General features: G+C 59.7%; 25 protein-coding genes and 2 riboswitches. Of the genes, 12 read left to right on the plus strand and 13 right to left on the minus strand.

Going from position 1 to position 23,543, the window contains the following annotated elements; all coding sequences use genetic code 11:
• Positions 1–16: 16 nt before the first annotated feature.
• The 5 genes from mtgA to FHT71_RS12590 all read left to right on the plus strand — a co-directional run bounded on the left by mtgA (position 17) and on the right by FHT71_RS12590 (position 3,137).
• Positions 17–763, plus strand: coding sequence for a monofunctional biosynthetic peptidoglycan transglycosylase (gene mtgA / locus FHT71_RS12570; protein WP_183719796.1), 747 nt, complete (start codon positions 17–19; stop codon positions 761–763).
• A 98-nt stretch (positions 764–861) separates the two neighbouring features.
• A complete protein-coding gene (locus tag FHT71_RS12575; protein ID WP_132588664.1) occupies positions 862–1,581 on the plus strand; it encodes a DUF1868 domain-containing protein in 720 nt (239 codons plus the stop codon).
• 13 nt (positions 1,582–1,594) lie between these two features.
• Entirely contained in the window at positions 1,595–2,242 is a 648-nt protein-coding gene (locus tag FHT71_RS12580; RefSeq protein WP_132588663.1) for a glutathione S-transferase family protein, read from the plus strand.
• A 156-nt stretch (positions 2,243–2,398) separates the two neighbouring features.
• A complete protein-coding gene (rpmF, locus tag FHT71_RS12585; protein ID WP_003543812.1) occupies positions 2,399–2,584 on the plus strand; it encodes a 50S ribosomal protein L32 in 186 nt (61 codons plus the stop codon).
• Positions 2,585–2,732: 148 nt separating this feature from the next.
• A complete protein-coding gene (locus FHT71_RS12590) occupies positions 2,733–3,137 on the plus strand; it encodes a hypothetical protein (RefSeq protein WP_007794698.1) in 405 nt (134 codons plus the stop codon).
• A gap of 3 nt (positions 3,138–3,140) precedes the next feature.
• Here the strand turns inward: FHT71_RS12590 and phaR are convergent, their stop codons facing one another.
• Complete coding sequence (gene phaR / locus FHT71_RS12595) at positions 3,141–3,713, minus strand: polyhydroxyalkanoate synthesis repressor PhaR (RefSeq protein WP_132588662.1); 573 nt, start codon at positions 3,711–3,713, stop codon at positions 3,141–3,143.
• 235 nt (positions 3,714–3,948) lie between these two features.
• On the opposite strand from phaR, the gene FHT71_RS12600 reads away from it, so the two are divergent.
• Positions 3,949–5,130: an acetyl-CoA C-acetyltransferase gene (locus FHT71_RS12600; protein ID WP_132588661.1), complete on the plus strand. Its 1,182-nt coding sequence runs from the start codon at positions 3,949–3,951 to the stop codon at positions 5,128–5,130.
• Positions 5,131–5,198: 68 nt separating this feature from the next.
• The gene (locus FHT71_RS12605) at positions 5,199–5,924 is read left to right on the plus strand and encodes a beta-ketoacyl-ACP reductase (protein WP_007794687.1); all 726 of its coding nucleotides are present in this window, start codon (positions 5,199–5,201) and stop codon (positions 5,922–5,924) included.
• Here FHT71_RS12605 and FHT71_RS12610 read toward each other — a convergent pair.
• From FHT71_RS12610 to metA, 8 genes are all read right to left on the minus strand, one after another.
• The gene (locus FHT71_RS12610; RefSeq protein WP_165933042.1) at positions 5,921–6,073 is read right to left on the minus strand and encodes a hypothetical protein; all 153 of its coding nucleotides are present in this window, start codon (positions 6,071–6,073) and stop codon (positions 5,921–5,923) included. The genes FHT71_RS12605 and FHT71_RS12610 overlap by 4 nt on opposite strands.
• 89 nt (positions 6,074–6,162) lie before the next feature.
• A complete protein-coding gene (locus FHT71_RS12615; protein WP_007794679.1) occupies positions 6,163–6,309 on the minus strand; it encodes a hypothetical protein in 147 nt (48 codons plus the stop codon).
• Positions 6,310–6,451: 142 nt separating this feature from the next.
• Positions 6,452–7,180, minus strand: a complete 729-nt coding sequence (locus FHT71_RS12620) for an SIS domain-containing protein (RefSeq protein WP_007794676.1) — start codon at positions 7,178–7,180, stop codon at positions 6,452–6,454.
• Between the two features lie 14 nt (positions 7,181–7,194).
• Entirely contained in the window at positions 7,195–8,346 is a 1,152-nt protein-coding gene (gene nagA, locus FHT71_RS12625; RefSeq protein WP_132588659.1) for an N-acetylglucosamine-6-phosphate deacetylase, read from the minus strand.
• Positions 8,346–9,377: an SIS domain-containing protein gene (locus tag FHT71_RS12630; RefSeq protein WP_132588658.1), complete on the minus strand. Its 1,032-nt coding sequence runs from the start codon at positions 9,375–9,377 to the stop codon at positions 8,346–8,348. Before FHT71_RS12630 ends, nagA begins: the two co-directional genes overlap by 1 nt.
• Entirely contained in the window at positions 9,374–10,147 is a 774-nt protein-coding gene (locus tag FHT71_RS12635; RefSeq protein ID WP_007794667.1) for a GntR family transcriptional regulator, read from the minus strand. Before FHT71_RS12635 ends, FHT71_RS12630 begins: the two co-directional genes overlap by 4 nt.
• Positions 10,148–10,260: 113 nt before the next feature.
• Positions 10,261–11,283, minus strand: coding sequence for an aldose epimerase family protein (locus FHT71_RS12640; protein WP_007794665.1), 1,023 nt, complete (start codon positions 11,281–11,283; stop codon positions 10,261–10,263).
• Positions 11,284–11,376: 93 nt separating this feature from the next.
• Positions 11,377–12,300, minus strand: coding sequence for a homoserine O-succinyltransferase (gene metA / locus FHT71_RS12645; protein ID WP_132588657.1), 924 nt, complete (start codon positions 12,298–12,300; stop codon positions 11,377–11,379).
• A 35-nt stretch (positions 12,301–12,335) separates the two neighbouring features.
• A riboswitch (SAM riboswitch) is annotated at positions 12,336–12,413 on the minus strand.
• Positions 12,414–12,564: 151 nt separating this feature from the next.
• Here metA and FHT71_RS12650 point away from each other — a divergent pair.
• Positions 12,565–14,391, plus strand: a complete 1,827-nt coding sequence (locus FHT71_RS12650; RefSeq protein ID WP_132588656.1) for an ABC transporter ATP-binding protein/permease — start codon at positions 12,565–12,567, stop codon at positions 14,389–14,391.
• A 4-nt stretch (positions 14,392–14,395) separates the two neighbouring features.
• On the opposite strand, the gene FHT71_RS12655 is transcribed toward FHT71_RS12650, so the two are convergent.
• The 4 genes from FHT71_RS12655 to FHT71_RS12670 form a co-directional block, all read right to left on the minus strand.
• Complete coding sequence (locus FHT71_RS12655; protein WP_132588655.1) at positions 14,396–15,013, minus strand: DUF5666 domain-containing protein; 618 nt, start codon at positions 15,011–15,013, stop codon at positions 14,396–14,398.
• A gap of 142 nt (positions 15,014–15,155) precedes the next feature.
• Positions 15,156–16,982 carry an ABC-F family ATP-binding cassette domain-containing protein gene (locus FHT71_RS12660; protein ID WP_183719798.1) on the minus strand — a complete coding sequence of 609 codons (1,827 nt, stop codon included), beginning with the start codon at positions 16,980–16,982 and terminating at the stop codon, positions 15,156–15,158.
• Between the two features lie 3 nt (positions 16,983–16,985).
• Positions 16,986–17,636: a thiamine diphosphokinase gene (locus FHT71_RS12665; RefSeq protein ID WP_132588653.1), complete on the minus strand. Its 651-nt coding sequence runs from the start codon at positions 17,634–17,636 to the stop codon at positions 16,986–16,988.
• A 48-nt stretch (positions 17,637–17,684) separates the two neighbouring features.
• Entirely contained in the window at positions 17,685–18,215 is a 531-nt protein-coding gene (locus FHT71_RS12670; protein ID WP_132588652.1) for a MarR family transcriptional regulator, read from the minus strand.
• Between the two features lie 119 nt (positions 18,216–18,334).
• Here FHT71_RS12670 and FHT71_RS12675 point away from each other — a divergent pair, with 119 nt between their 5' ends.
• The 4 genes from FHT71_RS12675 (at position 18,335) to FHT71_RS12690 (ending at position 23,449) form a co-directional block, all read left to right on the plus strand.
• On the plus strand, positions 18,335–19,867 hold the full coding sequence (locus FHT71_RS12675) for an MDR family MFS transporter (protein ID WP_183719801.1): 1,533 nt from the start codon (positions 18,335–18,337) through the stop codon (positions 19,865–19,867).
• Between the two features lie 60 nt (positions 19,868–19,927).
• Positions 19,928–20,039: riboswitch (TPP riboswitch) on the plus strand.
• Between the two features lie 44 nt (positions 20,040–20,083).
• Complete coding sequence (gene thiB / locus FHT71_RS12680; RefSeq protein ID WP_132588650.1) at positions 20,084–21,106, plus strand: thiamine ABC transporter substrate binding subunit; 1,023 nt, start codon at positions 20,084–20,086, stop codon at positions 21,104–21,106.
• Positions 21,106–22,740 carry a thiamine/thiamine pyrophosphate ABC transporter permease ThiP gene (gene thiP / locus FHT71_RS12685; RefSeq protein WP_183719804.1) on the plus strand — a complete coding sequence of 545 codons (1,635 nt, stop codon included), beginning with the start codon at positions 21,106–21,108 and terminating at the stop codon, positions 22,738–22,740. Before thiB ends, thiP begins: the two co-directional genes overlap by 1 nt.
• Positions 22,733–23,449, plus strand: coding sequence for an ATP-binding cassette domain-containing protein (locus FHT71_RS12690; protein WP_132588648.1), 717 nt, complete (start codon positions 22,733–22,735; stop codon positions 23,447–23,449). Before thiP ends, FHT71_RS12690 begins: the two co-directional genes overlap by 8 nt.
• The last annotated feature ends 94 nt before the right edge of the window (positions 23,450–23,543 follow it).

Consider the following 23,543-nt stretch of genomic DNA (forward strand, 5'->3'; position numbering starts at 1 on the left):
GACCGGGTCGGGGAATTTGGACATAACGCCGGAGAGAGAGGAAAGCATGACCGTGCCGTTTTACAGGCACGCGTTTCTTTGGCTTAAGGGTCGTCCGGTGATCATGCGCATCGTTCTCGCGCTGGCGGGGCTCGTTATCCTTCCGTATGTCCTGATCGTCCTTTACCTGCTGCCCTTCATTCATCCCGTTTCCACGCTCATGCTCCGTGATCTGGTGTTGCTGCGCGGCTATGACCGGCAATGGGTCTCAATCGACAATATCTCGCCGGTTCTTGTTCAGTCGGTGATGATGTCCGAAGACGGGCAGTACTGTTTCCATGGCGGCGTCGATTGGGATGAGATGCGTATGCTCCTGGAGGATACGCTAAGCGGTCACTCCACGCGTGGCGGCAGTACGATTCCGATGCAGACCGTCAAGAACCTGTTTCTATGGAATAGCCGTTCGTTCGTTCGCAAGGCGCTGGAACTGCCATTGGCTGTGACGGCAGACTTTATCTGGTCAAAGCGGCGCCTGATGGAGATCTACCTCAACATTGCAGAATGGGGGCCGGGCATCTATGGCATCGAGGCTGCGGCACGTCACCATTTCAAGGTACCGGCATCGAAGCTGACCAGCCGGCAAGCCGCCCTACTCGCCGTGTCGCTTCCCAACCCCTTCGATCGTAATGCCGGCAAGCCCGGGCGGGGGCTGCGACGACTTGCCAGTCTCATCGAGCGGCGCGCGCGCGGTTCGGGCGATTACATCAGATGCATTTATGATTGATATTGGAATAAGTCGTTGGTGTTCATGAGTGTCATCTGGCATTCGTGCTTTAAAAGTATGGACGGAAATCCCCGCCACCAACGACTGGACTGCCAGCGATGATTTCTGCCTTTTCGCCCGCGCTTCTCACCTATTCCGCGACCCATAACCGTACTCCACCACGTCATTTCGGGACCCGCTATGACGCAGCCGGTACGTTTCTGCGCGAGCCGGGCAATACCGTCGTCTGCCATCTGATCGAGGGATCACCGTCACAGCAATCGATCATTGAGGCGCGCCAGAGCTTTCTAGAGATGCCGGAAACATCGCAGTTTGCCTTCACGCCGATCTCCAGCCTGCATATGACGCTGTTTCAGGGCATTATCGAGTATCGCCGCCAGCTGCCTTATTGGCCGCAGGATGTGGCGCTTGATACCGGGATCGAGCGCATGAGCGAGATTTATCTGGATCGGTTGCAATCCTTCGAGCCGCTCGGCTCCTTCGATGTTGACGTTACCGAAGTGACGCCGGTCGGGCTTACCGTGAACGGTGCTACGGCTGCGGATCGGCGCGTTGTGAAGGAATGGCGTGACGCTTTCGCCGATGTGTTCGGCTACCGACATCCGGATCATGATACCTATGAGTTCCATATCACATTCTGCTACCCAATCGTACGCCTACAGGAAGCAGCACTTCCGGCATGGCAGGCTATGCTCGACCGCGCGCTCGCCACGCTGCGCGAAAACGCGCCCGTCATAGCGTTGAGGCCGCCCGCCTTCTGCACTTTCGACGATATGAACCATTTCGAGGAGCGGCTTGTGTTCGCGCCCGAAGCGTAAAAGGGAGACCCTCTTGGACAGGCTGACGCTCTATATCGGCAACAAGAACTATTCGTCGTGGTCGCTTCGGCCGTGGATCGCCATGACGGCCGCGGGTATTCCGTTCGAGGAACTGCTTGTCCCCTTCGATTTCGCGGCGGGCAATCCGCACTTCAAGGAGTTCTCGCCAACGGGTCAGGTGCCGGTGCTCCAGCACGGCGACGTTCGTGTCTGGCAGTCGTTGGCGATCATCGAGTATGTTGCCGAACTTTTTCCGGAAGCCGGAATCTGGCCAAAGCAGCGTGACAAGCGAGCCGTGGCGCGAGCCGTTTCCATGGAGATGCTGTCGGGTTTCGGGGCCTTGCGCGGCGCTTGCCCGATGAATATCCGGCGGCCGAAGGGCAAGATTGCGCTCGCCGACGGCGTCATGGCCGACGTCGCCCGCATCGAGACGATTTGGCGTGACTTGCGCGCTCATTCGGGTGGGCCGTTCCTTTTCGGCGCTTTTTCGGGCGCCGATGCCATGTTCGCACCTGTTGTCAGCCGCTTCGATGTCTACGACCTAGTTTCTGCCAGCGACACTCTGAGCTATATCGCCGCCGTCAAGGCGCATCCGGCCTGGATGAAGTGGGAAGAGGCAGCGCGGTCCGAGCCCTGGATTGTCGAGGAGGACGAGGTCTGACTCTTGAATCGCCAGAATTCCAAAAAATAATCTTGGGGACTGGTCAAGCCCCCTCAAGGCATGTATAAGCGCGCAAAATTTCCGAAATCGCGATACGTCGTTTCGGCCGCCAGTCTGGCCGTTGGATGTGTTTGCCCGTGAAGTGGAGTAAGAGAAATGGCTGTACCGAAGAGAAAAACGAGCCCGTCCAAGCGCGGTATGCGCCGCTCTGCAGACGCACTGAAGGCTCCGACCTACGTTGAAGACAAGAACTCCGGCGAACTGCGTCGTCCGCACCATATCGATCTGAAGACCGGTATGTATCGCGGCCGTCAGGTTCTGACGCCGAAGGAAAGCGCATAATACACTTGCGTTTTGCCTGAGTAGGACTTGCGAGGTCGGCCCAGTGCCGGCCTTTTGCTTTTTCCCGCGGCAAATACATTCTTATGATATCTTGAAGTGATGCGGCTGTTTACGGCACTATTCTCCGGCTGAGGGGGAGCTGTGCCATATGTTCAATGCCGTGCCACTGATGATTATTCCATTCATTCTTTACAATATGTCGATGCTGGGCTTTATGGGCAGTGGTGGGCTTCCCTCGCTGCAGAACGACGTCATCGTTTTGTCGATGATTTCGGGAGCTATGTGGAGCATGGCGCTCGGCGACCTCTTTATCGTCGTCGCGCTTGCGGTCCTGTTCTTCGAGATACTAAAGGCGACGCGCAATGACGGTAGCCTAACCAATCACATGCTGTCGATGCTCGTCTTCATAGCCTTCCTGGTCGAGTTTCTTCTCGTCCAGGATGCGGCCACCCAGGTTTTCTTCATCCTGATGACGATTGCGTTGATCGATGTGATTGGCGGCTTTGCCGTATCTATTCGCACCGCCGGGCGCGATGTTTCGATCGGGCTCTGAAGCTTAGAGATTGTCGAGTTTGCTCTGAAGTGCGCGCAGCTGTTCCTTCAGCTCATCGATGTCCTTTGCTTCCGCCTTGCGGCTTTCCTTGGCTGGTGGCGTCATGAACGGCGAAAACATCTGCATGGCTTGCTGGAACATCTCGGTGTTGCGACGGACCTGGTCTTCGACCATTTGCATCGGCAGTTGCAGGTTTTTGCCGATCGGCGTTTCGCCGAAAGCGCGCGTCACCTGCTCGCGCATCTGTGCCTGCTGTTCAGTAAAGGCGCGCATGGAATGTTCCAGGAAGCTCGGAACGACCATCTGCATCTGGTCGCCGTAGTAGGTAATCAGCTGGCGGAGGAACGAGATCGGCAGCAGCGTGTTGCCCGTCTTGGATTCCTGTTCGAAAATGATTTGCGTCAGTACCGAGTGGGTAATGTCGTCGCCGCTCTTTGCATCCTGGACCGTAAAATCCTCACCCTTCTTCACCATCTCCGCCAGGTCTTCCAACGTCACATAAGTGCTGGTGCCTGTATTGTAGAGGCGGCGATTGGCGTATTTCTTGATTACGATCTGCCCGTCATTCTTCGCCATATCAGTCTCCCGAAGCCCGTCTGATTGTTATGGAAATTCCTCCATCGAGGAATGTAGACGCAAACGAAGCCCAGTGACAATCTCTTTGTGCGATGCGGCAACCCCTTTTACGGCAGAGATAATTTGCCCCAGCGTAAGCAATCCCTAAAATTGAATGGTAGAGTCTTGTCGTTTGACTCGGCGTTGAAGCTTTGTCAGTTTCCTCTAATCTGGTGGAGTTAACGAGGAGATCGTCATGTCGGGTTCATCCATCGTCATCGCTAGTGCAGGCCGCACTGCCGTTGGCTCATTTAACGGCGCCTTCGCCACCGTTCCGGCCCATGAACTGGGCGCGGCTGCGGTCAAGGGCGCGCTGGAGCGTGCAGGCGTCGAGGCCGGTGAAGTCGATGAAGTCATTCTCGGCCAGGTTCTGCCGGCCGGCGAAGGCCAGAACCCGGCCCGGCAGGCGGCCATGAAGGCGGGCGTCCCCAAGGAGGCGACCGCGTGGGGCGTCAATCAGCTCTGCGGTTCGGGTCTTCGCGCCGTGGCGCTTGGCATGCAGCAGATTGCGCTCGGTGACGCAAAGATCATCGTCGCGGGCGGTCAGGAGTCGATGTCGATGGCGCCGCACGCTGCACATCTGCGCGGCGGCGTCAAAATGGGCGACATGAAAATGGTCGACACCATGATCAAGGACGGCCTGACAGACGCTTTCTATGGCTACCACATGGGCATTACCGCCGAAAACATTGCGCGTCAGTGGCAGCTCTCCCGCGAGGAGCAGGACCGATTCGCGGTCGCATCGCAGAACAAGGCGGAAGCCGCGCAGAAGGCTGGACGTTTCGCCGATGAGATCATTCCCTTCGTCATCCAGACACGAAAGGGCGACGTGACGGTCGATGCCGACGAATACATCCGTCACGGCGCGACGTTGGACTCGATGGCCAAATTGCGTCCTGCCTTCGACAAGGACGGCACGGTTACCGCAGCGAATGCCTCCGGCTTGAACGATGGCGCCGCCGCGGCCGTGCTGATGACCGAAGCTGAAGCCTCTCGTCGTGGTATTCAGCCGCTCGTCCGCATTGTCTCCTGGGCGACGGCGGGCGTTGATCCGCAGGTCATGGGAACGGGCCCGATCCCGGCATCGCGCAAGGCGCTGGAGAAGGCCGGCTGGTCCGTCGGCGATCTCGATCTCGTCGAAGCGAACGAAGCCTTTGCCGCGCAGGCCTGTGCCGTCAACAAGGACCTCGGCTGGGATCCTTCGATTGTCAACGTCAACGGTGGTGCGATTGCGATCGGCCATCCGATCGGCGCGTCCGGCGCGCGGGTGCTCAACACGCTCCTTTTCGAGATGAAGCGCCGTGGCGCCAAGAAGGGGCTGGCGACGCTGTGCATCGGTGGCGGCATGGGCGTTGCGATGTGCTTTGAAACTCTTTGAATAGCAGGCAATCCAACCATAACCTGAGCCCCGCAGCATAGCGGGGCCTTCAAACAAGGGAGCGGAACATGAGCAGGGTGGCTGTTGTCACTGGTGGTACCCGCGGTATTGGCGCCGCGATTTCCGTCGCGCTGAAGAATGCGGGCTATACGGTTGCCGCCAACTACGCGGGCAACGACGAAAAGGCGAATGCCTTTCATGGCGCTACAGGCATTCCCGTCTTCAAATGGGATGTTTCCGACTACGCATCATGCGGCGAGGGCATCGCGAAGGTCGAGGCCGAACTGGGTCCGATCGATGTCCTTGTCAACAATGCTGGCATCACGCGAGACGCGATGTTCCACAAGATGACGCAGCAGCAGTGGCACGAGGTCGTCAATACCAACCTCACCGGCCTCTTCAACATGACGCACCAGGTCTGGGGGGGCATGCGCGATAGAAGCTACGGGCGGATCGTCAACATCTCTTCGATCAACGGCCAAAAGGGCCAGATGGGGCAGGCGAACTATTCGGCTGCCAAGGCCGGAGACCTCGGCTTCACCAAGGCACTTGCGCAAGAAGGTGCTGCCAAGAACATCACCGTGAACGCGATATGCCCAGGCTATATCGGTACGGAAATGGTCCTTGCCGTGCCGGAGAAAGTGCTGAACGAGCGGATCATTCCGCAGATTCCGGTTGGCCGTCTCGGTGAGCCGGAGGAGGTTGCGCGCTGCGTCGTCTTCCTGGTTTCCGACGACGCAGGTTTCATCACCGGATCGACGCTAAGCGCCAATGGCGGTCAGTTGTTCGTTTAGCGGATGGACGCCGTAAGGCCGTTATCGTGGCTCTCGATCTGCTGCGAATAGCGGCCTTGCTGGCTGCGCGTATCGTATGGATTCAAGTATGCCGCATAGGCCGCCATGGCGATGGTCAGTATTGCGGCTGCACCAATAATTCTCGTCATTGCCCTGCACTCCGGATTCCCCATGACGCATTGGTCGTTCAACCCGGTGTCGATATTGGGGCCGATTTGAGGAATTATTTGGCTGTCTTTCAGCCCTTTGGGTGGCGCTTTGCTTTAGCGCTGACCGGCACTTTCTGCATTGCGCGGTCTTCGCCGCGAAGAGCGGCGGTGGCCGTCGTTACGAAGGCCGCCGCAATCAGGATGGCGACCGCTGAATTCAAGATGATCTGGGTCATGGGACCGTTCCTTTCCGAGCCGGCGGGACATCGCCTCGCCGCTGTTCTTGAAAGAAATATGCGCCTCACCTTCACGGTCCGGTAGATTGGACTTTGGCGACCGACTGTCAGCGTGGCGTTGACAATCGGGCATCGCGCGCGCTCAAAGATGGGGATTACGCGGCCGATATTTCGTCACCAGCCGCTGGTTCACCGCGGCAGCGCCAGGCATGTTGGCACTGAGATAAATCGGCGCGTCGCCGCCTTTCGACAGCTCCAAAGCGACGTCAGCGAAGATGGCGTTGAGGACGGTTGCACCGATAGCGGTCGAAACCGGACCGACTTTCAGCTCCGTACCTGGGAGCCCGATCACCGCATCGCCGGGAGGAAGACCGTTGTCCAACACGATGTCGGCGATGTCCGCAAGGCGACGTCGGCCGTTGGCAACCGCACTCGAATAGGAGACCGATGTGATCGCGATCACTTTGGCACCGATCTCGCGGCCATAATCGGCGGCTTCGATCGGCGCTGCATTCACGCCGGAGTTCGACGCGATGATGATGACATCGCCCGGCTGCATGCCATAGCGCTCCAGCACCGGCCGCACCAATCCTTCTGTCCGCTCATAGACGGAGCTGATCACCGCGCCCTCGTGCAGCATCGCGGAGCCAACGAGAACCGGAACGGTGAAAGCGAGGCCACCTGCCCGATAGTGCACCTCTTCGGCCAGCATGTGCGAGTGTCCGGTGCCGAACACATAGACCCGCTTGTCATTGCGTGCGGCTTCTAGGATCGCATTGGCCGCCAAAGCCATGGGTTCGGCAAGCTCCGTCTTCAAAGTCTCGAGTCGGCCAATCAGATTGGAGAAGTAAGCATCGGTGATCGCTGTCATCACGTCCTCGATTTCTAGGCCGCTTCGCCGCTGATGAAGGTCCGAGTGACCTTGAGAGCATCGGTCAGATGCACCAGATCGGCTCGGGCACCCGGCGAAAGGTGGCCGTGGTCTTCAAGGCGCAGGAAGCGCGCCGGGTAGAGCGTCGCCATGCGAAGGGCCTCTGCGAGCGGCAGTTCCAGATAGGTAACGCCATAGCGGATGGTCGACGCCATATCGACGTCGGAACCGGCAAGCGTGCCGTCGGATAGGACCAGCTTCGAACAGAAGCCACCTCTCTCGCGTCGGACGGTCCGGCCATTCAGCGTGAAGGAATCTTGCTCCGATCCAACCAGCGACATCGCGTCGGTGACGAAAAAGAGCTTGCCCTCGCCCCGCTTTGCACGAAGAGCGGTCCGAAGCGCCTTCTGGTCAACATGATGGCCGTCGGCGATGATGCCGCACCAGACCGAAGGATGATCGATGGCCGCGCCGACGAGGCCAGGTGAACGATGGCCGAGCTGGCTCATGGCGTTGAAAAGGTGGGTGACGCCACGCGCGCCAGCGTCGAAGCGTGCCTCCGCGGCCTCGCTGGTGCAATCGGAATGGCCTATGCTAACGGTGACACCGGCTTCACTGAGTTCGCGTACCTGTTTTGCGGTGACCTGTTCGGCCGCCATCGTTACCAGCAGTGTGCCGATCGCTTCCTTGGCCGCAATGAACGCTTTAACGTCCTTATCCTCGACTGGCCGCATGAGTTCAGCAAGGTGGGCTCCCTTGCGGGCCGGCGCCAGATGCGGACCTTCGAGATGGAGGCCAGCTACGCCGCGGTTCGTCTTGACGGTCTCCTTGGCCGCCTCGATCGCCGCGGCGGTCGCGTCCGCCGTATCGGTGATCAGCGTCGGCAGCAATGCAGTCGTGCCATAGGGTCGATGACCATCGGCAATCATGTACATGGAGGCTGCCGATGGCTCGTCGTTGAGCATTCGGCCGCCACCGCCATTCACCTGCGCATCGATGAAGCCTGCCGAAAGCACGCCACCTTCCAAGCGCGTATGCTCGCCCTCTGGCAGTTCGCTTGTCGACGCAATGCTCTCGACACGCCCGTCCGAGACTATGAGCGCCTTGTCGTCGTGGAAGCGCTGACCGTCGAAGATCCGCGCGCCGGAGAAGATTTTGCGAACCATCACATCGTCTCCGTGACCTTGAGCAGGTTGGCTGGCTTGTCAGGGTCGAAGCCCTTGCGGCGCGTAACGGACTCTATCAGGCGGTAGTAGACGAGCAGGGAAACGAGCGGGTCGAGCAGGCCGCTGCCCGTCGTCGGCACCTGCAGATTGATGCCAGAGACCGGCTGGGCCGAGAACGGCACGGTGGTCGCGCCGAGCTTCCGCAGCCGCTCAAGCGCCTGGACGTTGTTGCTGAATGCTGGATCATCAGGCGTAAAGGCGACGATCGGGAAGCCTGGCTGAACAAGACGCATCGGGCCATGCATCAGCTCGGCAAGCGAAAAGGCTTCTGCATGCAGTCCGGCCGTCTCCTTGGCTTTCAAAGCTGCCTCGAGCGCAATGGCGAAAGCGGGGCCGCGACCGGCCGTATAGAGCGAGCTGGCCTCGAAAAGTACATCCTCCGCTGCCTTCGTATCAATCCCACTGGTCGCCTGGAGGGCTTCCGGTAGCTTTTCCAAGGATGTATGGAGATCGCGCTTGCCGCTGATGGCAGCCGTGACACCGCAAAGCGCGGCGACTGAGGCGATGAAGGACTTGGTCGCCGCTACGCTCTTCTCCGGGCCTGCATTGAGGCCGAGAACGATGTCAGCCTGCTTGGCGAGCGGGCTATCGGTGACGTTGACGACCGCAATCGTCGTCGCACCACCGTGCTTTGCGGCATCCTGCAAGGCAATGATGTCGGGGCTTGCGCCGGATTGCGACACCGTGAAGTGGATGCCGCCCTTCAGATGTAGAGACGCGCCATAGACCGACGCGATCGATGGGCCAACCGACGCAACCGGCACGCCACAGGTGATCTCGAAGAGGTATTTGAAGAAGGTCGCGGCATGGTCGGAAGACCCGCGCGCTGCCGTCGTCACCATGGTCGGTGCGCCTGATGCAAACAGCTTCGCAATTTCGTCGAAGGCCGGCTTTTCTTTCTGAAGCAGTGTTGCGACGACCTCCGGCGACTGGCCGGCTTCCTGCAACATCAGCGAATGGCTTTCACTCATAGGTCTTCTCCGATTCTTAATTCTGCAACAAAATCATATGCATCGCCACGATAGTGGGAACGGGTGTATTCGACGACGCGTTGGTCCTCCAGGCGCGAGACGCGTTCGATCAGCAGGGCGGGCGCACCCGCCTTCACGTCTAGCGCCGCCGCTGACGACGGATCGAGCGTCACAGCCGTGAGCCTTTGGAGGGCTCGAACGGGACGGTGGCCGCGCGCCGCGAGCGCCTCGTACAGAGATCCTTCTCCGCCGGCATTTTCTCCAAGGAACTTAATCGGCACGACAGCACGTTCGATCGCAAGCGGCAGACCGTCGGCAAGACGCAGACGATCCAGGCGCAGCACAGGTTCATCAAGCCCGAGGCCAAGCAAAAAGGCTTCATCAGGAGATGGCGTATTGACGGTTCGAGACAAGATCCGAGCCGCAGGCGCGCGACCGCGTGAGCGCATGTCGGCGGAGAAGGAAGAAAGCCGCCATAGCGACTGTTCCATGCGTTCGACCTTGCTGGAAACGAAGGTGCCGCTTCCATGCCGGGATTCAAGTGTGCCTGCGTTCATCAGGTCGCGATAAGCTGTGCGGACCGTCACGCGTCCGACCTTCAATGCCTCGGCAAGATCCCGCTCGCCGGGAAGCGCGGTTCCAGGTCTCAGCAGTCCCTCCTGGATCAGGCCCGTCAGAGCCTGCGCCAACCGCTTGTAAAGCGGCCCTGTGAGCGCCTCGTCGCGCAGGCCTCGACTGTTCAGTTCGGCGATCAGACTGGTTCTATCCATGCCCTGAAGATAGAACCTATCTAGAACCAATCGCAAGTCGAAAATGACTTCGGAACAAAAAAACCCTCGCAGGTAGCCTGCGAGGGTTTGTCGGTTGGGGCGATCTGTTTGCGTCAGCTCTTCGAGAAGATGTAGTCCGTTTCCTGACGCAGTACCTCGCCCGGGCGGAGGATCGCGTCGGGAAAGCCCTCGTGGTTGATTGCATCCGGCCAGATTTGCGTTTCCAGGCAGAAGCCGGCGAACGGGCCGTACTTGCGCCCGTCGAGGCCAGGGACAGGCACATTGAGCTTGAAGCCCGCATAGAACTGCACGCCAGGCTCGGTCGTGCGCACTTCCAGCGAAACGCCCGAATTCAGGCTTCGGGCAAGCGCGACGGAGCGCTTTGCTGTGCGTTCGTTGGAAAGGCAGAAATTGTGATCGTAGAGGGCCTGTTCGCTACCCTCGAACCGCTTCATCGGTGACATCTGACGGAAGTCGAAGGCCGTTCCGGCAACGGGTCGAGCCTCGCCGGTCGGGATCTGCCGTTCATTCGTGACGAGGTAGCTGTCGGCTGCGATCATGATGTCGTGGCCAAGCGCGTCATCGCGGCCATCGAGGTTGAAATAGGCGTGCTGGCAAACGTTGGCGATCGTCGGTTGATCACTGGTCGACTCGTAGGTCACGGAGAGTTCGCCGTCTCCATGCACCCAGTAGGTTGCCTGGATGGTGCAGTTGCCGGGATAACCGGCGCGGCCATCCGGATCGACGATCTTCAGCACGACACGGTCGACATCGTGCTCGACGATCGTCCAGTTCTGCTTGGCGATGTTGTCGCTTCCTCCATGAAGGTGAGTCACGCCGTTCTCATTGAGATCAAGCTGATAGCTCTTGCCATCCAGCGTGAATTTGCCATCGCCGATGCGGTTGGCGCAGCGCCCGGGAGTTGCGCCAAAGTAGGAGGAATGCGCCGGATAGCTGTCGAAATCGTCAAAGCCAAGCAGGAGCGGTGCATCATGGCCGTCGAGACGGAGATCCTGTATGACCGCACCCCAGCTGATGATCTTGGCCGTCAGCCCGCCGCCCTTGATCTCGACGCGATAGACAGTTTCGCCCGACTTGGTCTGCCCGAAAACTTCTCGCTTCAACATTTCCGTCATGACTGACCGTCCTGATATATCTTCGATTGAGGCGGCGAACCTGCCCCCATTTGCCGCAAACCGCAACGGGTGTGCCGAAAAAAAGAAACGCTGTCAGCCACACTTGCCGATATCGTTGAGATCGTAGGGTGTGGTCTGGTAGATCTCGTTGATCCAGTTGCCGAACAACAGGTGCGCGTGGCTGCGCCAGCGGTTTTGCGGCGTCAGCGACGGATCGTTGTGCGGGAAGTAGTTGTGCGGCATCTTGATCGGCACGCCGGCATTCACGTCGCGGAAATATTCGTCGGAAAGCGACGTTGAATCATATTCCACGTGATTGAACATATAGAGCCGCTTGCCCTTCCGTTCATGCACGAGGCAGACACCCATTTCGCTGGACTCCATCAGAATCTCCAGGCTTTCCGACTTCTCGATGTCGTCGCGGCGGACCTCTGTCCAGCGCGAAACAGGAACCTCGAAGTTGTCCGAGAAACCGTTCAGGTAGACAGACGACGGTTTCAGGTTCCGGTGTCGGTAGACGCCGAAGGCCTTCTCCTTGAGTTCATACTTGGGAACGCCGTGGAAATGGTAGATCGCGGCCATCGCGCCCCAGCAGACGTTCATCGACGAATGGACGTTGGTTTCCGTCCAGTCGAAAATCTGCTGCATTTCGCCCCAATAGTTCACGTCCTCGTAGGGTAGCGTCTCGATCGGCGCGCCGGTAGTGATGAAGCCATCGAATTTGCGGTGCTTCACTTCCTCCCACGTCTGGTAGAAGGCGAGAAGATGGTCTTCCGAGGTGTTCTTTGCTTTGTGGTTGCCCACGCGGATGAGCGAAAGCTCGACCTGCAACGGAGAGGCGCCGACCAAGCGGGCCATCTGCAATTCCGTCTTGATCTTGTTCGGCATGAGGTTGAGAAGCCCTATCTGCAGCGGCCGGATGTCCTGACGGATAGCCACCGTCTCGGTCATCACGCGCACGCCTTCCTGAACCAGGGTTTCAAACGCAGGCAAGGTATCGGGGATCTTGATGGGCATTGCGGTCACTCGATCAAAACAACGAATATATCGCTATCGGTCCGCACGCGGCCCTTTAGCAACTTCTTTAACGTGGCTGCAAGCCGGCCGGCCAAATCACCACGGAGCGTCTTAAATAGCGTCACTCGCGCCGCGAATCAATTGCTCAAACGAAGGGGTGGGATCGATATGAAGTCACTGCCGCGTTAATGACTGCTAGAATCTGTTGGTAGACACAGCGAATCACCATGTTTATTGAAGTAGAATGATGGCTAGGGACGCGTAATGGCAGATGACCTCGAAGGCAGGCCAAGCATTCAAGGGCGGGACAGAGTAGGATACGACCTGAGCCTGGGCTATCGCTTGAGGGTCATGTTCTCGGCCTTCTGGCATTCCTCCGTGCGCGGAAGGGTCCTGGTGATCGCGACTGCGCTGATTGCCATCATTCTCGCAACTGCTTATGCGACCGTCATCCTCAACCAGTGGAACGCGCCCTTTTATGACAGCATCGCGCGGCGCGATCTGCCTGGTTTCTTCCATCAGCTGAAGATCTTTGCGCTGATCGCAGGCATGCTGCTGCTGCTCAACGTCGTGCAGGCGTGGCTAAACCAGATGACCGCGCTCTACATGCGTGAAGGTCTGACACGCGATCTCGTCAACCAGTGGCTCCAGCGCAAGCGTGCGCTTCGGCTTTCGGCTAGCGGCCTCATCGGCGTTAATCCCGACCAGCGCTTGCACGAAGATGCCCGCAACCTAGCGGAAAGCACGACGAGCCTGATGATCGGGTTGGTGCAGGCGACGATCCTGCTCATCAGTTTCATCGGCGTGCTATGGGATTTGTCCAGCGGTTTTGTCTTCCGCTTCGGCACCCACGCTTTTTCCATTCCAGGCTATATGGTCTGGGCCGCAATCTTCTATGCGGCATCCGCATCCATTCTCAGCCAGCTGGTGGGCCGCAAGCTTGTGAAGCTCAACGCGGATCGCTTCTCGAAGGAGGCGGAGCTTCGCTTTGCGCTGATGCATGCCAACGAGAACATGCCGGCGATCACGGTGGCACGCGGCGAGGAGAATGAGCAGCAGCGTATCAATACCGACATCAGTGCGGTGCTCGCCGTCATCAAGCGGGTGGCGATGGCCAACGTCAACCTCACCTGGGTGTCAGCCGGCTATGGCTGGCTCGTTGTGGTCATCCCGATCATCGTCGCTGCACCGGCATACTTCTCCGGCGGCCTGACGTTTGGCGAACTGATGGTATCGGTCGGTGCTTTCAACCAGGTCAACACGGCCCTTCGCTGGTATGTCGCGAACTTCGGTCCCATCGCCGAATGGCGCGCCACGCTGATGCGTGTCACCGATTTTCGGCAGGCGCTCACCACTATGAGCGACGAGATCAATCTCAGGGGCACGATCAGCTACGAGCGCAGCCCGCCCGGAACACTAACGCTGGAGCACGTGCGGATCGCTTCCAAGATTGGCGAAGAGATCGACCAGTGCGGCGGCTTCCGCGTGCACGAGAGTGCGGTGACGATTAAGGCCGGTGAAAAGGTCATGATCAACGGCGATCACAACGTGAACCGTAAGCTGCTTTTCCTTGCACTCTCCGAACTTTGGCCGTGTGGTGGCGGCAAGATCGGCTTGCCGCCCACGGACGACATGCTTTTCGTCCCGCAATCGGCTTACATCCCGGGTGGTTCACTTCGTGAAGCGCTGGCGTTTCCCGAGCCTGCGGACACCTATCAGAACCGCGATGTCGTGGCGGCACTGGAAAAGGCAGGACTCCACAATCTGGTTTCCCGCCTTGATACCCGGGCGCGGTGGGACAAGCTGCTTGATTCCGACGAGCAGCGCGCGATCGGTTTTGCTCGCCTGCTTCTTGTACGACCGAAGTGGATCGTGTTTGACGAAGTATTGGAAGGCATGGAGCCGGAATGGCAGTCCACGATGATGGAGGTACTTACCTCCATGCCGGACGCGGCGATGATCTACATCGGTCGGTCAGACGTTTATGTTGAGACCTTCAAGCCGCGCATACTGCATCTCGAAGCCCTGCATGCGAAGCCTGAAGTGAAGGTAGTGGCAAAAGCGCCGAACGCGCCCGCACCAGCACTCTGATCGCCTACATCGGCGGGACGACCCCGTTCGTGCCGACCGTGACGTTTGTGGCGGACACTGTGCCATCAGGTGCTCTTTCACCCATCACGATCACGTGCGCTCCTGCAACAAGGTCTGACTTTCCGGCAGGGGCGAAGGTGACGATCGGTGTATCGTCGGCGATGGATATCGTCTTTTCCTTGCCCTGATAGGTGAGCGTGATCGTGTGGCCATCGACCGCCTTCACGGCCTTGGCGACGGTCGCGTTGGTCATCGTGCTGTTTGGCTTCAGGTCCCAAGGGCGACTGCCTTCTCCGGTTCCCTTCATGGCGGCCGGAAAGATCAGCACTTCAAGAGCGCCGTCGCCGCCATCAGCTTTCGGCAGCGATGCAACGCCAACGAAATCGCCCGGCTTGATGTCTTCGACGGAGGCTTTCTTGATGCCGCGAACCTTCCAGTCTGGCTTCAGTGTCACCGTTTGCTCGGCGCCTTCGCGTGTTTTGACCACCAACGTGTTGCCACTCAGGCTTTCAATCGCGCCACGCACGCGCTGCGCTTCCTGGGCAAGCGCGCCGTGCGACGCAATAACGAGGAAACCCGCGGCCCAGACGAGCGCGGTAGATGCTTTAAGATTGTGTGGCATAGTCTGCTTTCCTTGCCGTCGTGCAAGCTGCGGATACGGGGCGCAGCTTAGTCCTGCCGGTCGAACGCTGACGAATCAATGAAACGTGAAAGCCAGTTCGCGCGGCAGAGACAGGTCGGATTGAGCGGGCGCGAGGGGTGCCTCAGCCCTCCAATTCCTCCCGCAGCATCTCAAGCTCCAGCCATTCCTCTTCCATTTTCGTCAGACTGTCCCGGAGCTTCTCCATCTCGGCCGCCAGACGGTTGAATGTGGTGGGGTCCTTGGTGAACAAGCCGGGGTCCGCCATCCGCTCCTCGCGTTTGGCGATCTCGGTTTCGGCCTTGGCCATTTCCTTCGGGAGATGTTCGAGCGCGAACTTCTGCTTGTAGGAAAGCTTGCCCTTTCCTTTCGCCGTCTCGGCGGAATCTGCTGCTTCCTGCTGCTTCGATCGTTCCGCCGCCTTTTCGGCCTTCCTCCGCTCCTCGACGGCGCCCTTTCGCTGCGCAAGCATATCCGAATAGCCGCCCGCATATTCGATCCAGCGCCCGTCAGGCGCATCCGGGACGGCCGGCGCAATCGTCGACCTCACAGTGCGGTCGAGGAAGTCGCGGTCGTGGCTGACGAGGATGACGGTGCCGGGGAAGCCCGCAACGATTTCCTGCAGCAGATCCAATGTCTCTATATCCAGATCGTTGGTCGGTTCGTCGAGGATCAACAGGTTTGCCGGACGCGACATAATGCGGGCCAGCATGAGCCGCGCGCGCTCGCCGCCAGAAAGGTTCCTGATCGGCGTGCGCGCCTGTTCAGGCTGGAACAGGAACTCCTTCATGTAACCCGTCACGTGCCTCTGTTCACCGTTGACGAGCAAGTTCTCACCGCGGCCATCCGTCAGGTAATGGGCGAGCGTTTCGTCCGGATTGAGGTCTTCGCGCTTCTGATCCAGCGTCGCGATTTCCAGATTGGTTCCGAGCTTGATCGTGCCGCTGTCCGGCGCGAGCTGTCCGGTCAACATCTTCAGGAGCGTTGTCTTGCCGGCACCGTTCGGGCCGACGAGGCCGATGCAATCACCGCGATGCACGCGAATGGAGAAGGGAGCGACGATCGGCCGGTCGCCGAAAGTCTTCGTGATCTTGTCGGCTTCGATGACGAGCTTGCCGGATTCCTGCGCGTCGGAAACTGTTGCCTGCACGGTGCCCTGCGGGCCTTTGTGGCCGCGATATTGCGAACGCATGGTTTGCAGCTCGCCGAGGCGGCGCATGTTGCGCTTGCGTCGTGCCGTGACGCCGTAACGCAGCCAGTGTTCTTCGCGCTCGATCGCCTTGCCGAGCTTATGCTGTTCGAGCTCTTCCGCTTCCAGCACCTGGTCGCGCCAGGCTTCGAAATGCGCAAAGCCCCTGTCGAGCCGGCGCGAGGTGCCGCGGTCCAGCCAGACGGTTGCGGTCGAGACCCTCTCGAGGAAGCGCCGGTCGTGGGAAATCAGGACGAGCGCACTGCGGCTCTTCTGCAGTTCTCCTTCCAGCCACTCGATGGTCGGCAGATCGAGATGGTTGGTAGGCTCGTCGAGGAGCAGGATATCGGGCTCCGGTGCAAGCACACGCGCGAGCGCGGCGCGGCGCGCTTCGCCGCCTGAGAGGTTTTTGGGGTCTTCCTCGCCGGTCAGCCCGAGATGCGAGAGGAGATAAGTCACGCGGTAGTGGTCGTCACCAGGACCAAGTCCAGCCTCGGCATAGGCCTGCACGGTACTGAAGCCCGCGAAATCAGGGGCCTGTTCCAGATAGCGGACGGTCGAGGACGGGTGACGGAAGACCTCACCCGACTGCGCTTCGACGAGGCCGGCGGAGATTTTCAGCAGTGTCGACTTCCCGGAGCCGTTGCGACCGACGAGACAGATCTTGTCTCCGGGCTCCACTTGCAGGGCGGCGCCGGCAAGCAATGGTGTGCCACCGAAGCTGAGAAAGATGTCATCGAGTTTCAGAATGGGAGGCGCCAAAGATCAGACTCCGGAAAGATCATAGGGGCGGGCGAGCACAATGGCGCGGCCGCTCTCGAGCGAAAGGCGCACCTTGCCGTTCGCGACATTGGAAATGGTACGCGACGAGCCGAAGGGCAAATGGAAATCGGCGAGCGGGTAGCGCGCGTTTTCGATCGTCAGGCCGCGCAGTTCGCTGAAACCGGCAACCGAAAAGAGGCTGTCAGGCGGCAGGTCCAGCTCGGTTGCGCCGGCAATCAGTGGCACGGCCTCCTCGCTGCCTGACGTTAGAAGTACGTCATAGCCCTGTTCTGCAAGGCTGACGGCATAGAGCAGGTGCTGAATGGCATGATCGGAGCGCTCGCCCGCAAGGGCGCCTGCAAGGACAAGACGCTTCGCCCCACGCGCGATCGCTTCCGAGACCGCAATCTCGCCATCGGTGGAAGCCTTTGTAGCGGGATAGGGTTGCTTCGGCACATCAGGAAAAGCACCCTCGAGGTCAGCGGGCGTCGAATCAAAATCACCGACCCAGAGCTCCGGAACGGCGCCGAGCGCAGCCGCATGACGCATTCCCCCGTCGGCGGCAATGAAACGGCTGCCCGAGATGGCGTGACGCAAGCGATCGGTTATCTGCAACTCGCCGCCAAGCAGAATGGTAAAGGTGGATTGGCTCATGCGCATTGCCCATAGCGCAAAGCAGGGGGGAAGGGAAAGGGCCGCTGCTCAGGCTTCGTCAGGGACATCCTTGATGCGCGCCTGAAAGATGTCCTCGTAGCCGGAAATGAACTTTTCGAACAGTTCTCCGAATGCCTCGATCTCTTCCGGTTTCCAGTCTTTGACCACCTCGGAAACGAATGCGAGCTTCTGCGCGCGTATCTCCGACAACAGCCGCTGTCCGAGTGGCGTCATCACGACGATGATCCGCCGCGCATCGGTCTGGGATGCCTTTCGCCGCAGAATATTACGTCCGACCATATCCGCGACGACGCGGCTTGCGCGCGACGGATCGATCCGCATCATCTCGGCGATCGTCCCGACTGTTACTTCACCGGCCTCTTGCGCGCGCCGCACGGCATCCAGTACGTCAAGGTGCGACAGCTCAAGGCCGGGCGCCACACTCTGGATGGCGAGCCGTCCGATCAGTCGGCGCCCGGTCATCAGGCGCATGCGGGTCATGCTTTGGCCAATACGCAGAATACCTGGGTCGTCGGTCGCAGCGTCTGGGTCGATCAGGTTCGTCAAGCTCTCTTTCATTCCGGAAATATAGCATGCCCCATCTCAATTGAGAATATGCCAAAGTCAATAACATGACATTGACAATTATATGCTAATAGCACATAACGTAGTCAACGTATCACCTGGAACGACGCTTCATGGACACTCAAATTGCCGCGGCGCCGCTTGTGACGGATCATCGTCGGCGGTTCATCCTCTTCCTTTTTCTAATGGCAGCCATGTTCATGGCGACACTCGACAACCAGATCGTCGCAACGGCTCTGCCGACAATCGTCGGTGAGTTCGGCCACCTCGAGCGGTTCAGCTGGGTCGGCTCGGCCTATCTGCTCGCCGTGAGCGCGGTGATGCCGCTTTACGGCAAGCTCGGCGATCTCTTCGGCCGCAAGTATGTGATGATGGCCGCGCTCATGATTTTCACCATCGGCTCCGCCGTCTGCGGACTGGCCATATCCATGAACACGCTGATTGCAGCCCGCGTGTTGCAGGGGCTTGGCGGAGGCGGCATCATGGTATCGATCTTCGCCGTTAACGCCGACCTGTTCGAGCCTCGCGAACGTGCGCGGTACCAAAGCTATTCCAGCCTTGTGCTGATGGCATCCGGTGCGATCGGGCCTGTCCTCGGTGGTGCGATGAGCGATCTCTTCGGCTGGCGGTCGATCTTCCTCGTCAACGTTCCGATTGGCTTCGTCGTGCTTGTCGGTCTGGTGCTCATGCTGCCTTACCGGAAGCCGAACCGCCGTCCGAAGATCGACTATGCCGGAGCCTTGCTGCTCGCCTGGACGACGGCGAGCTTCGTGCTGGCTGCCGATGGCGCTCAGCTCTTCGGTTCGCTGGTGGCCCCGCAGAACCTTGTCATCATGGCACTCGGCGTTGCTGCAGTCATCGGATGGATTCGCGTCGAGCGCCGCGCCGCCGAGCCAATTGTTCCGCTGTCGCTGTTCCGCAATTCCACGTTCAGCCTGTTGCTTGTTATGTCGATCATGAGCGGCGCGATCGGCATCGGCATGGTCAATTATTTCGCGCTGTTCCTGCAGACGACGACTGGTCTTTCACCCTCGGCGGCCGGCGCGTTCTTCATTCTTTTGACCGGCGGCATCGTTTGCGGGTCGCTTTCTGCGGGCCGTATCATCTCCATCACCGGGCGCTACAAGCCGTTTGCCGTAGCAAGCCTGACCTGCAGTGCCATCGCATTCGTGCTGCTCACTCAGGTTCATGCGGGAACGCCGGTCCTGCTGATCGGAGCAGTGATGGCCCTCCACGGCTTCGGCGTCGGCCTTGCGCAACAGGTGCCGGTCATCGGCGTTCAGAATGCGGCTCCAGCGCGCGACGTCGGCGCCGCAACGGGATCGGTGACGCTGTCGCGCATGGGCGGCGCATCGATTGCTATCTCGATTTACGGCGCGATCGTTGGCTCACAGCTCGGCAAGACGGGACTGTCCATTCCCGGCGTAACTGACATCGAGCAGCTGACGCCGAAAATGCTGGTGGCTTTGCCGGAGTCGACACGTCAGGCGGTGGCCGACGCCTATGCCAATGCGTTCACACCGCTTTTCATGGCGTCCTGCGCGATCGCGCTCATTGGCCTTTGCGCCGCCTTGATGCTGAAACCGACGCAGCTGCCGCGCGCGGCCGAGGTGCGGCCGGCAGCCAGCACCGAAGCAGCGGAATAAATGCCAGTGGCGGGCTAAGGCCGCCACTTGCAAGACACCAAGCGTGGCGATACATCTGCAAACGCTCTAACGGGGTGCCCGTGCCCATTCGGTGCGCGGCTGAGAGGCTGAAAGCCAACCCGCGGAACCTGATCCGGCTAACACCGGCGGAGGGATTAGACGCGTGACATCTGGCACCGCCCTTTTCCCCTTCAAGCAAACCAGAGGAGAGGTGCCATGTTCAAATTCACAAGCTGTTTGCTGTTTGCCACGGCCTTTGTCGCGACTGTCGGCCTTGCCGGCCCAGGCGCGCGGGCGGCAGACAAGACGCTCACCGTATACACCTATGAGAGCTTCACATCGGAATGGGGTCCGGGGCCGAAGGTCAAGGAAGCATTCGAGAAGACCTGCGGCTGCAGCGTCAATTTCGTCAGTGTGGCTGATGGCGTGGCGCTGTTGTCGCGCCTCAAGCTCGAAGGCACTGGTACGAAGGCAGATGTCGTGCTCGGCCTGGACACGAACCTGACCACGGAAGCGAAGGCAACCGGCCTGTTCGATGCGAGTGGTGTCGACGTCAGTGCACTCAAAGTGCCCGGGGACTACAAGGACGATGTATTCGTGCCCTATGATTATGGCCACTTCGCCGTCATCTACGACACCCGGACGATCAAAAATCCGCCGCAGAGCATGAAGGATCTGGTCGAAGGAGACCCTTCGCAAAAGATCGTCATTGAGGACCCGCGCACCTCGACACCCGGGCTCGGTCTCTTGCTGTGGGTAAAGTCCGTCTACGGCGATAAGGCGCCTGAGGCTTGGGCAAAACTCAAAAAGCGGGTGTTGACGGTAACGCCCGGCTGGTCCGAGGCTTATGGACTTTTCACCAAGGGTGAGGCGCCGATGGTGTTCTCCTACACGACCTCGCCTGCCTACCACATGGTTGCGGAAAATACGGACCGCTATCAGGCGGCTGCATTCTCAGAGGGCCACTACATACAGATCGAAGTGGCGGGCCTGCTTAAGAATGCGCCGGACAAAGAGCTTGCGCGCGATTTCCTGAAATTCATGGTGACGCCGGGCTTCCAGGATACCATTCCGACCAACAACTGGATGATGCCGGTTTCGGCGACGTCGCAACCGCTGCCCGATGCGTTCGGCAAGCTCGTGAATCCGTCAAAGACCTTTCTGATGAGCTCGGAGGAAGTCGCGGAGAACCGCAAAGCCTGGATCGATGAGTGGCTGGCTGCCATGAGCATGAATTGATGCTTTTGACCAAGGCGGAGATGCGGCGGGTGATGTTGGGCGGGGCGCTAAGCCTTGCCGGCATTGCCGTTTTCGTCGGCCTTGCGGTCTTCGCCTTGCTTCTCTCGAGCGGTGCTTCGTCCATTCTGGCGGCGGTGCTTGAACCGTACATCCTGCGGGTCCTGCGTTTCACCTTGCTGCAGGCCTTGCTCTCGACGCTGCTATCGATCGCTTTTGCGATTCCCGTCGCTCAGGCCTTGGCGCGCCAGCAGCATTTCCCCGGACGCATGTGGATCATTCGGCTGATGGCTGTGCCGATGGGCCTGCCTGTTCTGATCGGGGCGCTCGGGTTGGTCGGTATCTGGGGGCGGCAGGGCCTTATGAACGCGCTGCTGCTCAAGCTCGGCATGGCGGAACCGATCAGCATCTACGGGCTTTCCGGGATCCTGTTGGCGCATATCTTCTTTAACATGCCGCTGGCTTGCCGCTTGATGCTGGCGGCATTAGAGCGCGTGCCAGCGGAATACTGGTTGATGGCGAGTGGTCTCGGCATGCGGCCTGGCTCGATTTTCCGCTTCATTGAATGGCCGGTTCTGCGTTCGGTCATTCCCGGTATCGCCGGTCTGATCTTCATGCTGTGCGCCACGAGTTTCACGCTGGTGCTGACGCTGGGTGGTGGGCCAGCCGCGACGACCGTCGAGGTTGCCATCTATCAATCGCTGCGTTTTGATTTCGACCCTGGCCGGGCCGTCGTTCTTTCCCTACTGCAAATTGTCCTTACATCGGTGATCCTTGGGGCGCTGTCGTTTCTTCCTGCGCCTGGGGATGAGGGGATGACGGCCGGCAAGGCTCTCAGGCGGCCGGATGGCGGGTTGCCGGGTGCACGGCTTGCGGATGGCGGCGTCCTACTGCTCGCCGCCCTGTTCCTCGGTCTACCTTTGATGTCGGTGCTTCTGGCTGGCCTTCGGTCTGATCTCATGAAGCTCCTGCGCGAACGCATCTTCTGGCAGTCGGCTGCAACCAGCCTTGCCATTTCGATCTCTGCGGCCATCCTCGCCTTGCTGATCTCGATGACGTTGGTGAGTGCGCGCCGGGCGGCGCTTCTCCGGCGCTCCGGGGCTACGGGCGCAGGAGCGTTCTTTGCCGCCATGGGTGGCGCGTCGTCATTGGTGTTGCTCGTGCCGCCGATCGTCCTTGCGACGGGCTGGTTCCTTGCGCTGAGAGGTTTCGGCGACGTGAGCGCCGTCGCTCCGCTGCTGATTGTCGCCATCAACGCCTTGATGTCTTTGCCCTTTGTGATGCGTGTCCTCGAGCCGGCGTTCATCGTTCATAAGCGCCGCACACAAAAACTTGCGGCGAGCCTCGGTATCATGGGTTGGGTGCAACTACGTCTGATCGATATGCCAGCCCTGTTCAAGCCGGTGCTCACGGCATTTTCGTTTGCAATGGCGCTGTCGCTCGGCGATCTCGGCGCCGTCGCGCTGTTCGGCTCGGACAGTTTCGTCACGTTGCCTTGGCTCGTCTATAGCCGCATGGGTAGCTATCGGACGAACGATGCGGATGGGCTGGCATTGATCCTTGGCATCGTCTGCCTGCTGCTCACGATCGCCGGCACTATGGGCCCCGCGCGCCGGGAGGTGGCTGTCCATGGGTGATCCTCAGTTCGCGATCGAAGTGCACGATGTCGGCCTCCAACTTGGCACGCAAGACTTTCACTTCGATTGCCGTCTTCCCGCCGGCGCCGTGATTGCCGTGACGGGTGCGTCCGGAGCCGGCAAGTCGACCTTCCTGAATTTGCTCGCCGGCTTCGACACGGCTGCCCAAGGGCGCGTTCTGATCGCGGGAAAAGATGTGACCGACGAGTACCCTGCGCGACGACCCGTCTCCCTCATCTTTCAGGACAACAATCTGTTTGCGCATCTCGATATTTTCACCAACATTGGCCTGGGTATTGAGCCAGCGATGAAACTCTCGACTGCCGATCGCCGATCGATCACGTCTTCGCTTGAAAAGGTGGGGCTCGCCGGTTTCGAGCGGAGAATGCCGGGGACGCTATCCGGCGGGGAGCGACAACGGGTGGCCTTCGCGCGCGCGCTTGTTCGCAATCGTCCGGTGCTCCTACTTGACGAGCCATTCGCGGCACTTGACCCCGGCTTGCGAATTGGAATGGCAGCGCTGCTGCTCGATATGCATCGCGAGACCGGCAATACCGTCGTCGTCGTTTCTCATGATCCGGATGAAGTCAAACGCATCGCAGATTTCGGCCTTTTTATCGAGGACGGCAGGATCGTCGTGGCGGCTCCGATTGATGAGTTTCTGGGCCACGAGGATCACGCTGGATTGACGCAATTTCTCCATAGTTGACGAATCTGGCGGTCGCAACGGCACTTTCGCCATAATTTGAGGCGACCGAGGAAACTCCAAAGCACGTTAGGCTTGCTAAAATACAACGGCGCCA

This window comes from Rhizobium sp. BK060 (assembly GCF_014193145.1).
GTDB lineage: Bacteria > Pseudomonadota > Alphaproteobacteria > Rhizobiales > Rhizobiaceae > Rhizobium.

Coding starts and splice junctions, on each gene's coding strand:
- FHT71_RS12670 (WP_132588652.1), bottom strand. CDS start 18,215: ATGAAAGAGAGCTTGACGAACCTGATCGACCCAGACGCTGCGACCGAC.
- FHT71_RS12635 (WP_007794667.1), bottom strand. CDS start 10,147: ATGGATAGAACCAGTCTGATCGCCGAACTGAACAGTCGAGGCCTGCGC.
- FHT71_RS12630 (WP_132588658.1), bottom strand. CDS start 9,377: ATGAGTGAAAGCCATTCGCTGATGTTGCAGGAAGCCGGCCAGTCGCCG.
- FHT71_RS12655 (WP_132588655.1), bottom strand. CDS start 15,013: ATGCCACACAATCTTAAAGCATCTACCGCGCTCGTCTGGGCCGCGGGT.
- FHT71_RS12610 (WP_165933042.1), bottom strand. CDS start 6,073: ATGACGAGAATTATTGGTGCAGCCGCAATACTGACCATCGCCATGGCG.
- FHT71_RS12690 (WP_132588648.1), top strand. CDS start 22,733: ATGGGTGATCCTCAGTTCGCGATCGAAGTGCACGATGTCGGCCTCCAA.
- FHT71_RS12600 (WP_132588661.1), top strand. CDS start 3,949: ATGTCGGGTTCATCCATCGTCATCGCTAGTGCAGGCCGCACTGCCGTT.
- thiB (WP_132588650.1), top strand. CDS start 20,084: ATGTTCAAATTCACAAGCTGTTTGCTGTTTGCCACGGCCTTTGTCGCG.
- FHT71_RS12615 (WP_007794679.1), bottom strand. CDS start 6,309: ATGACCCAGATCATCTTGAATTCAGCGGTCGCCATCCTGATTGCGGCG.
- FHT71_RS12675 (WP_183719801.1), top strand. CDS start 18,335: ATGGACACTCAAATTGCCGCGGCGCCGCTTGTGACGGATCATCGTCGG.
- rpmF (WP_003543812.1), top strand. CDS start 2,399: ATGGCTGTACCGAAGAGAAAAACGAGCCCGTCCAAGCGCGGTATGCGC.
- metA (WP_132588657.1), bottom strand. CDS start 12,300: ATGCCCATCAAGATCCCCGATACCTTGCCTGCGTTTGAAACCCTGGTT.
- FHT71_RS12620 (WP_007794676.1), bottom strand. CDS start 7,180: ATGACAGCGATCACCGATGCTTACTTCTCCAATCTGATTGGCCGACTC.
- FHT71_RS12665 (WP_132588653.1), bottom strand. CDS start 17,636: ATGAGCCAATCCACCTTTACCATTCTGCTTGGCGGCGAGTTGCAGATA.
- FHT71_RS12650 (WP_132588656.1), top strand. CDS start 12,565: ATGGCAGATGACCTCGAAGGCAGGCCAAGCATTCAAGGGCGGGACAGA.
- FHT71_RS12590 (WP_007794698.1), top strand. CDS start 2,733: ATGTTCAATGCCGTGCCACTGATGATTATTCCATTCATTCTTTACAAT.
- FHT71_RS12605 (WP_007794687.1), top strand. CDS start 5,199: ATGAGCAGGGTGGCTGTTGTCACTGGTGGTACCCGCGGTATTGGCGCC.
- FHT71_RS12640 (WP_007794665.1), bottom strand. CDS start 11,283: ATGACGGAAATGTTGAAGCGAGAAGTTTTCGGGCAGACCAAGTCGGGC.
- FHT71_RS12575 (WP_132588664.1), top strand. CDS start 862: ATGATTTCTGCCTTTTCGCCCGCGCTTCTCACCTATTCCGCGACCCAT.
- thiP (WP_183719804.1), top strand. CDS start 21,106: ATGCTTTTGACCAAGGCGGAGATGCGGCGGGTGATGTTGGGCGGGGCG.
- nagA (WP_132588659.1), bottom strand. CDS start 8,346: ATGGTTCGCAAAATCTTCTCCGGCGCGCGGATCTTCGACGGTCAGCGC.
- phaR (WP_132588662.1), bottom strand. CDS start 3,713: ATGGCGAAGAATGACGGGCAGATCGTAATCAAGAAATACGCCAATCGC.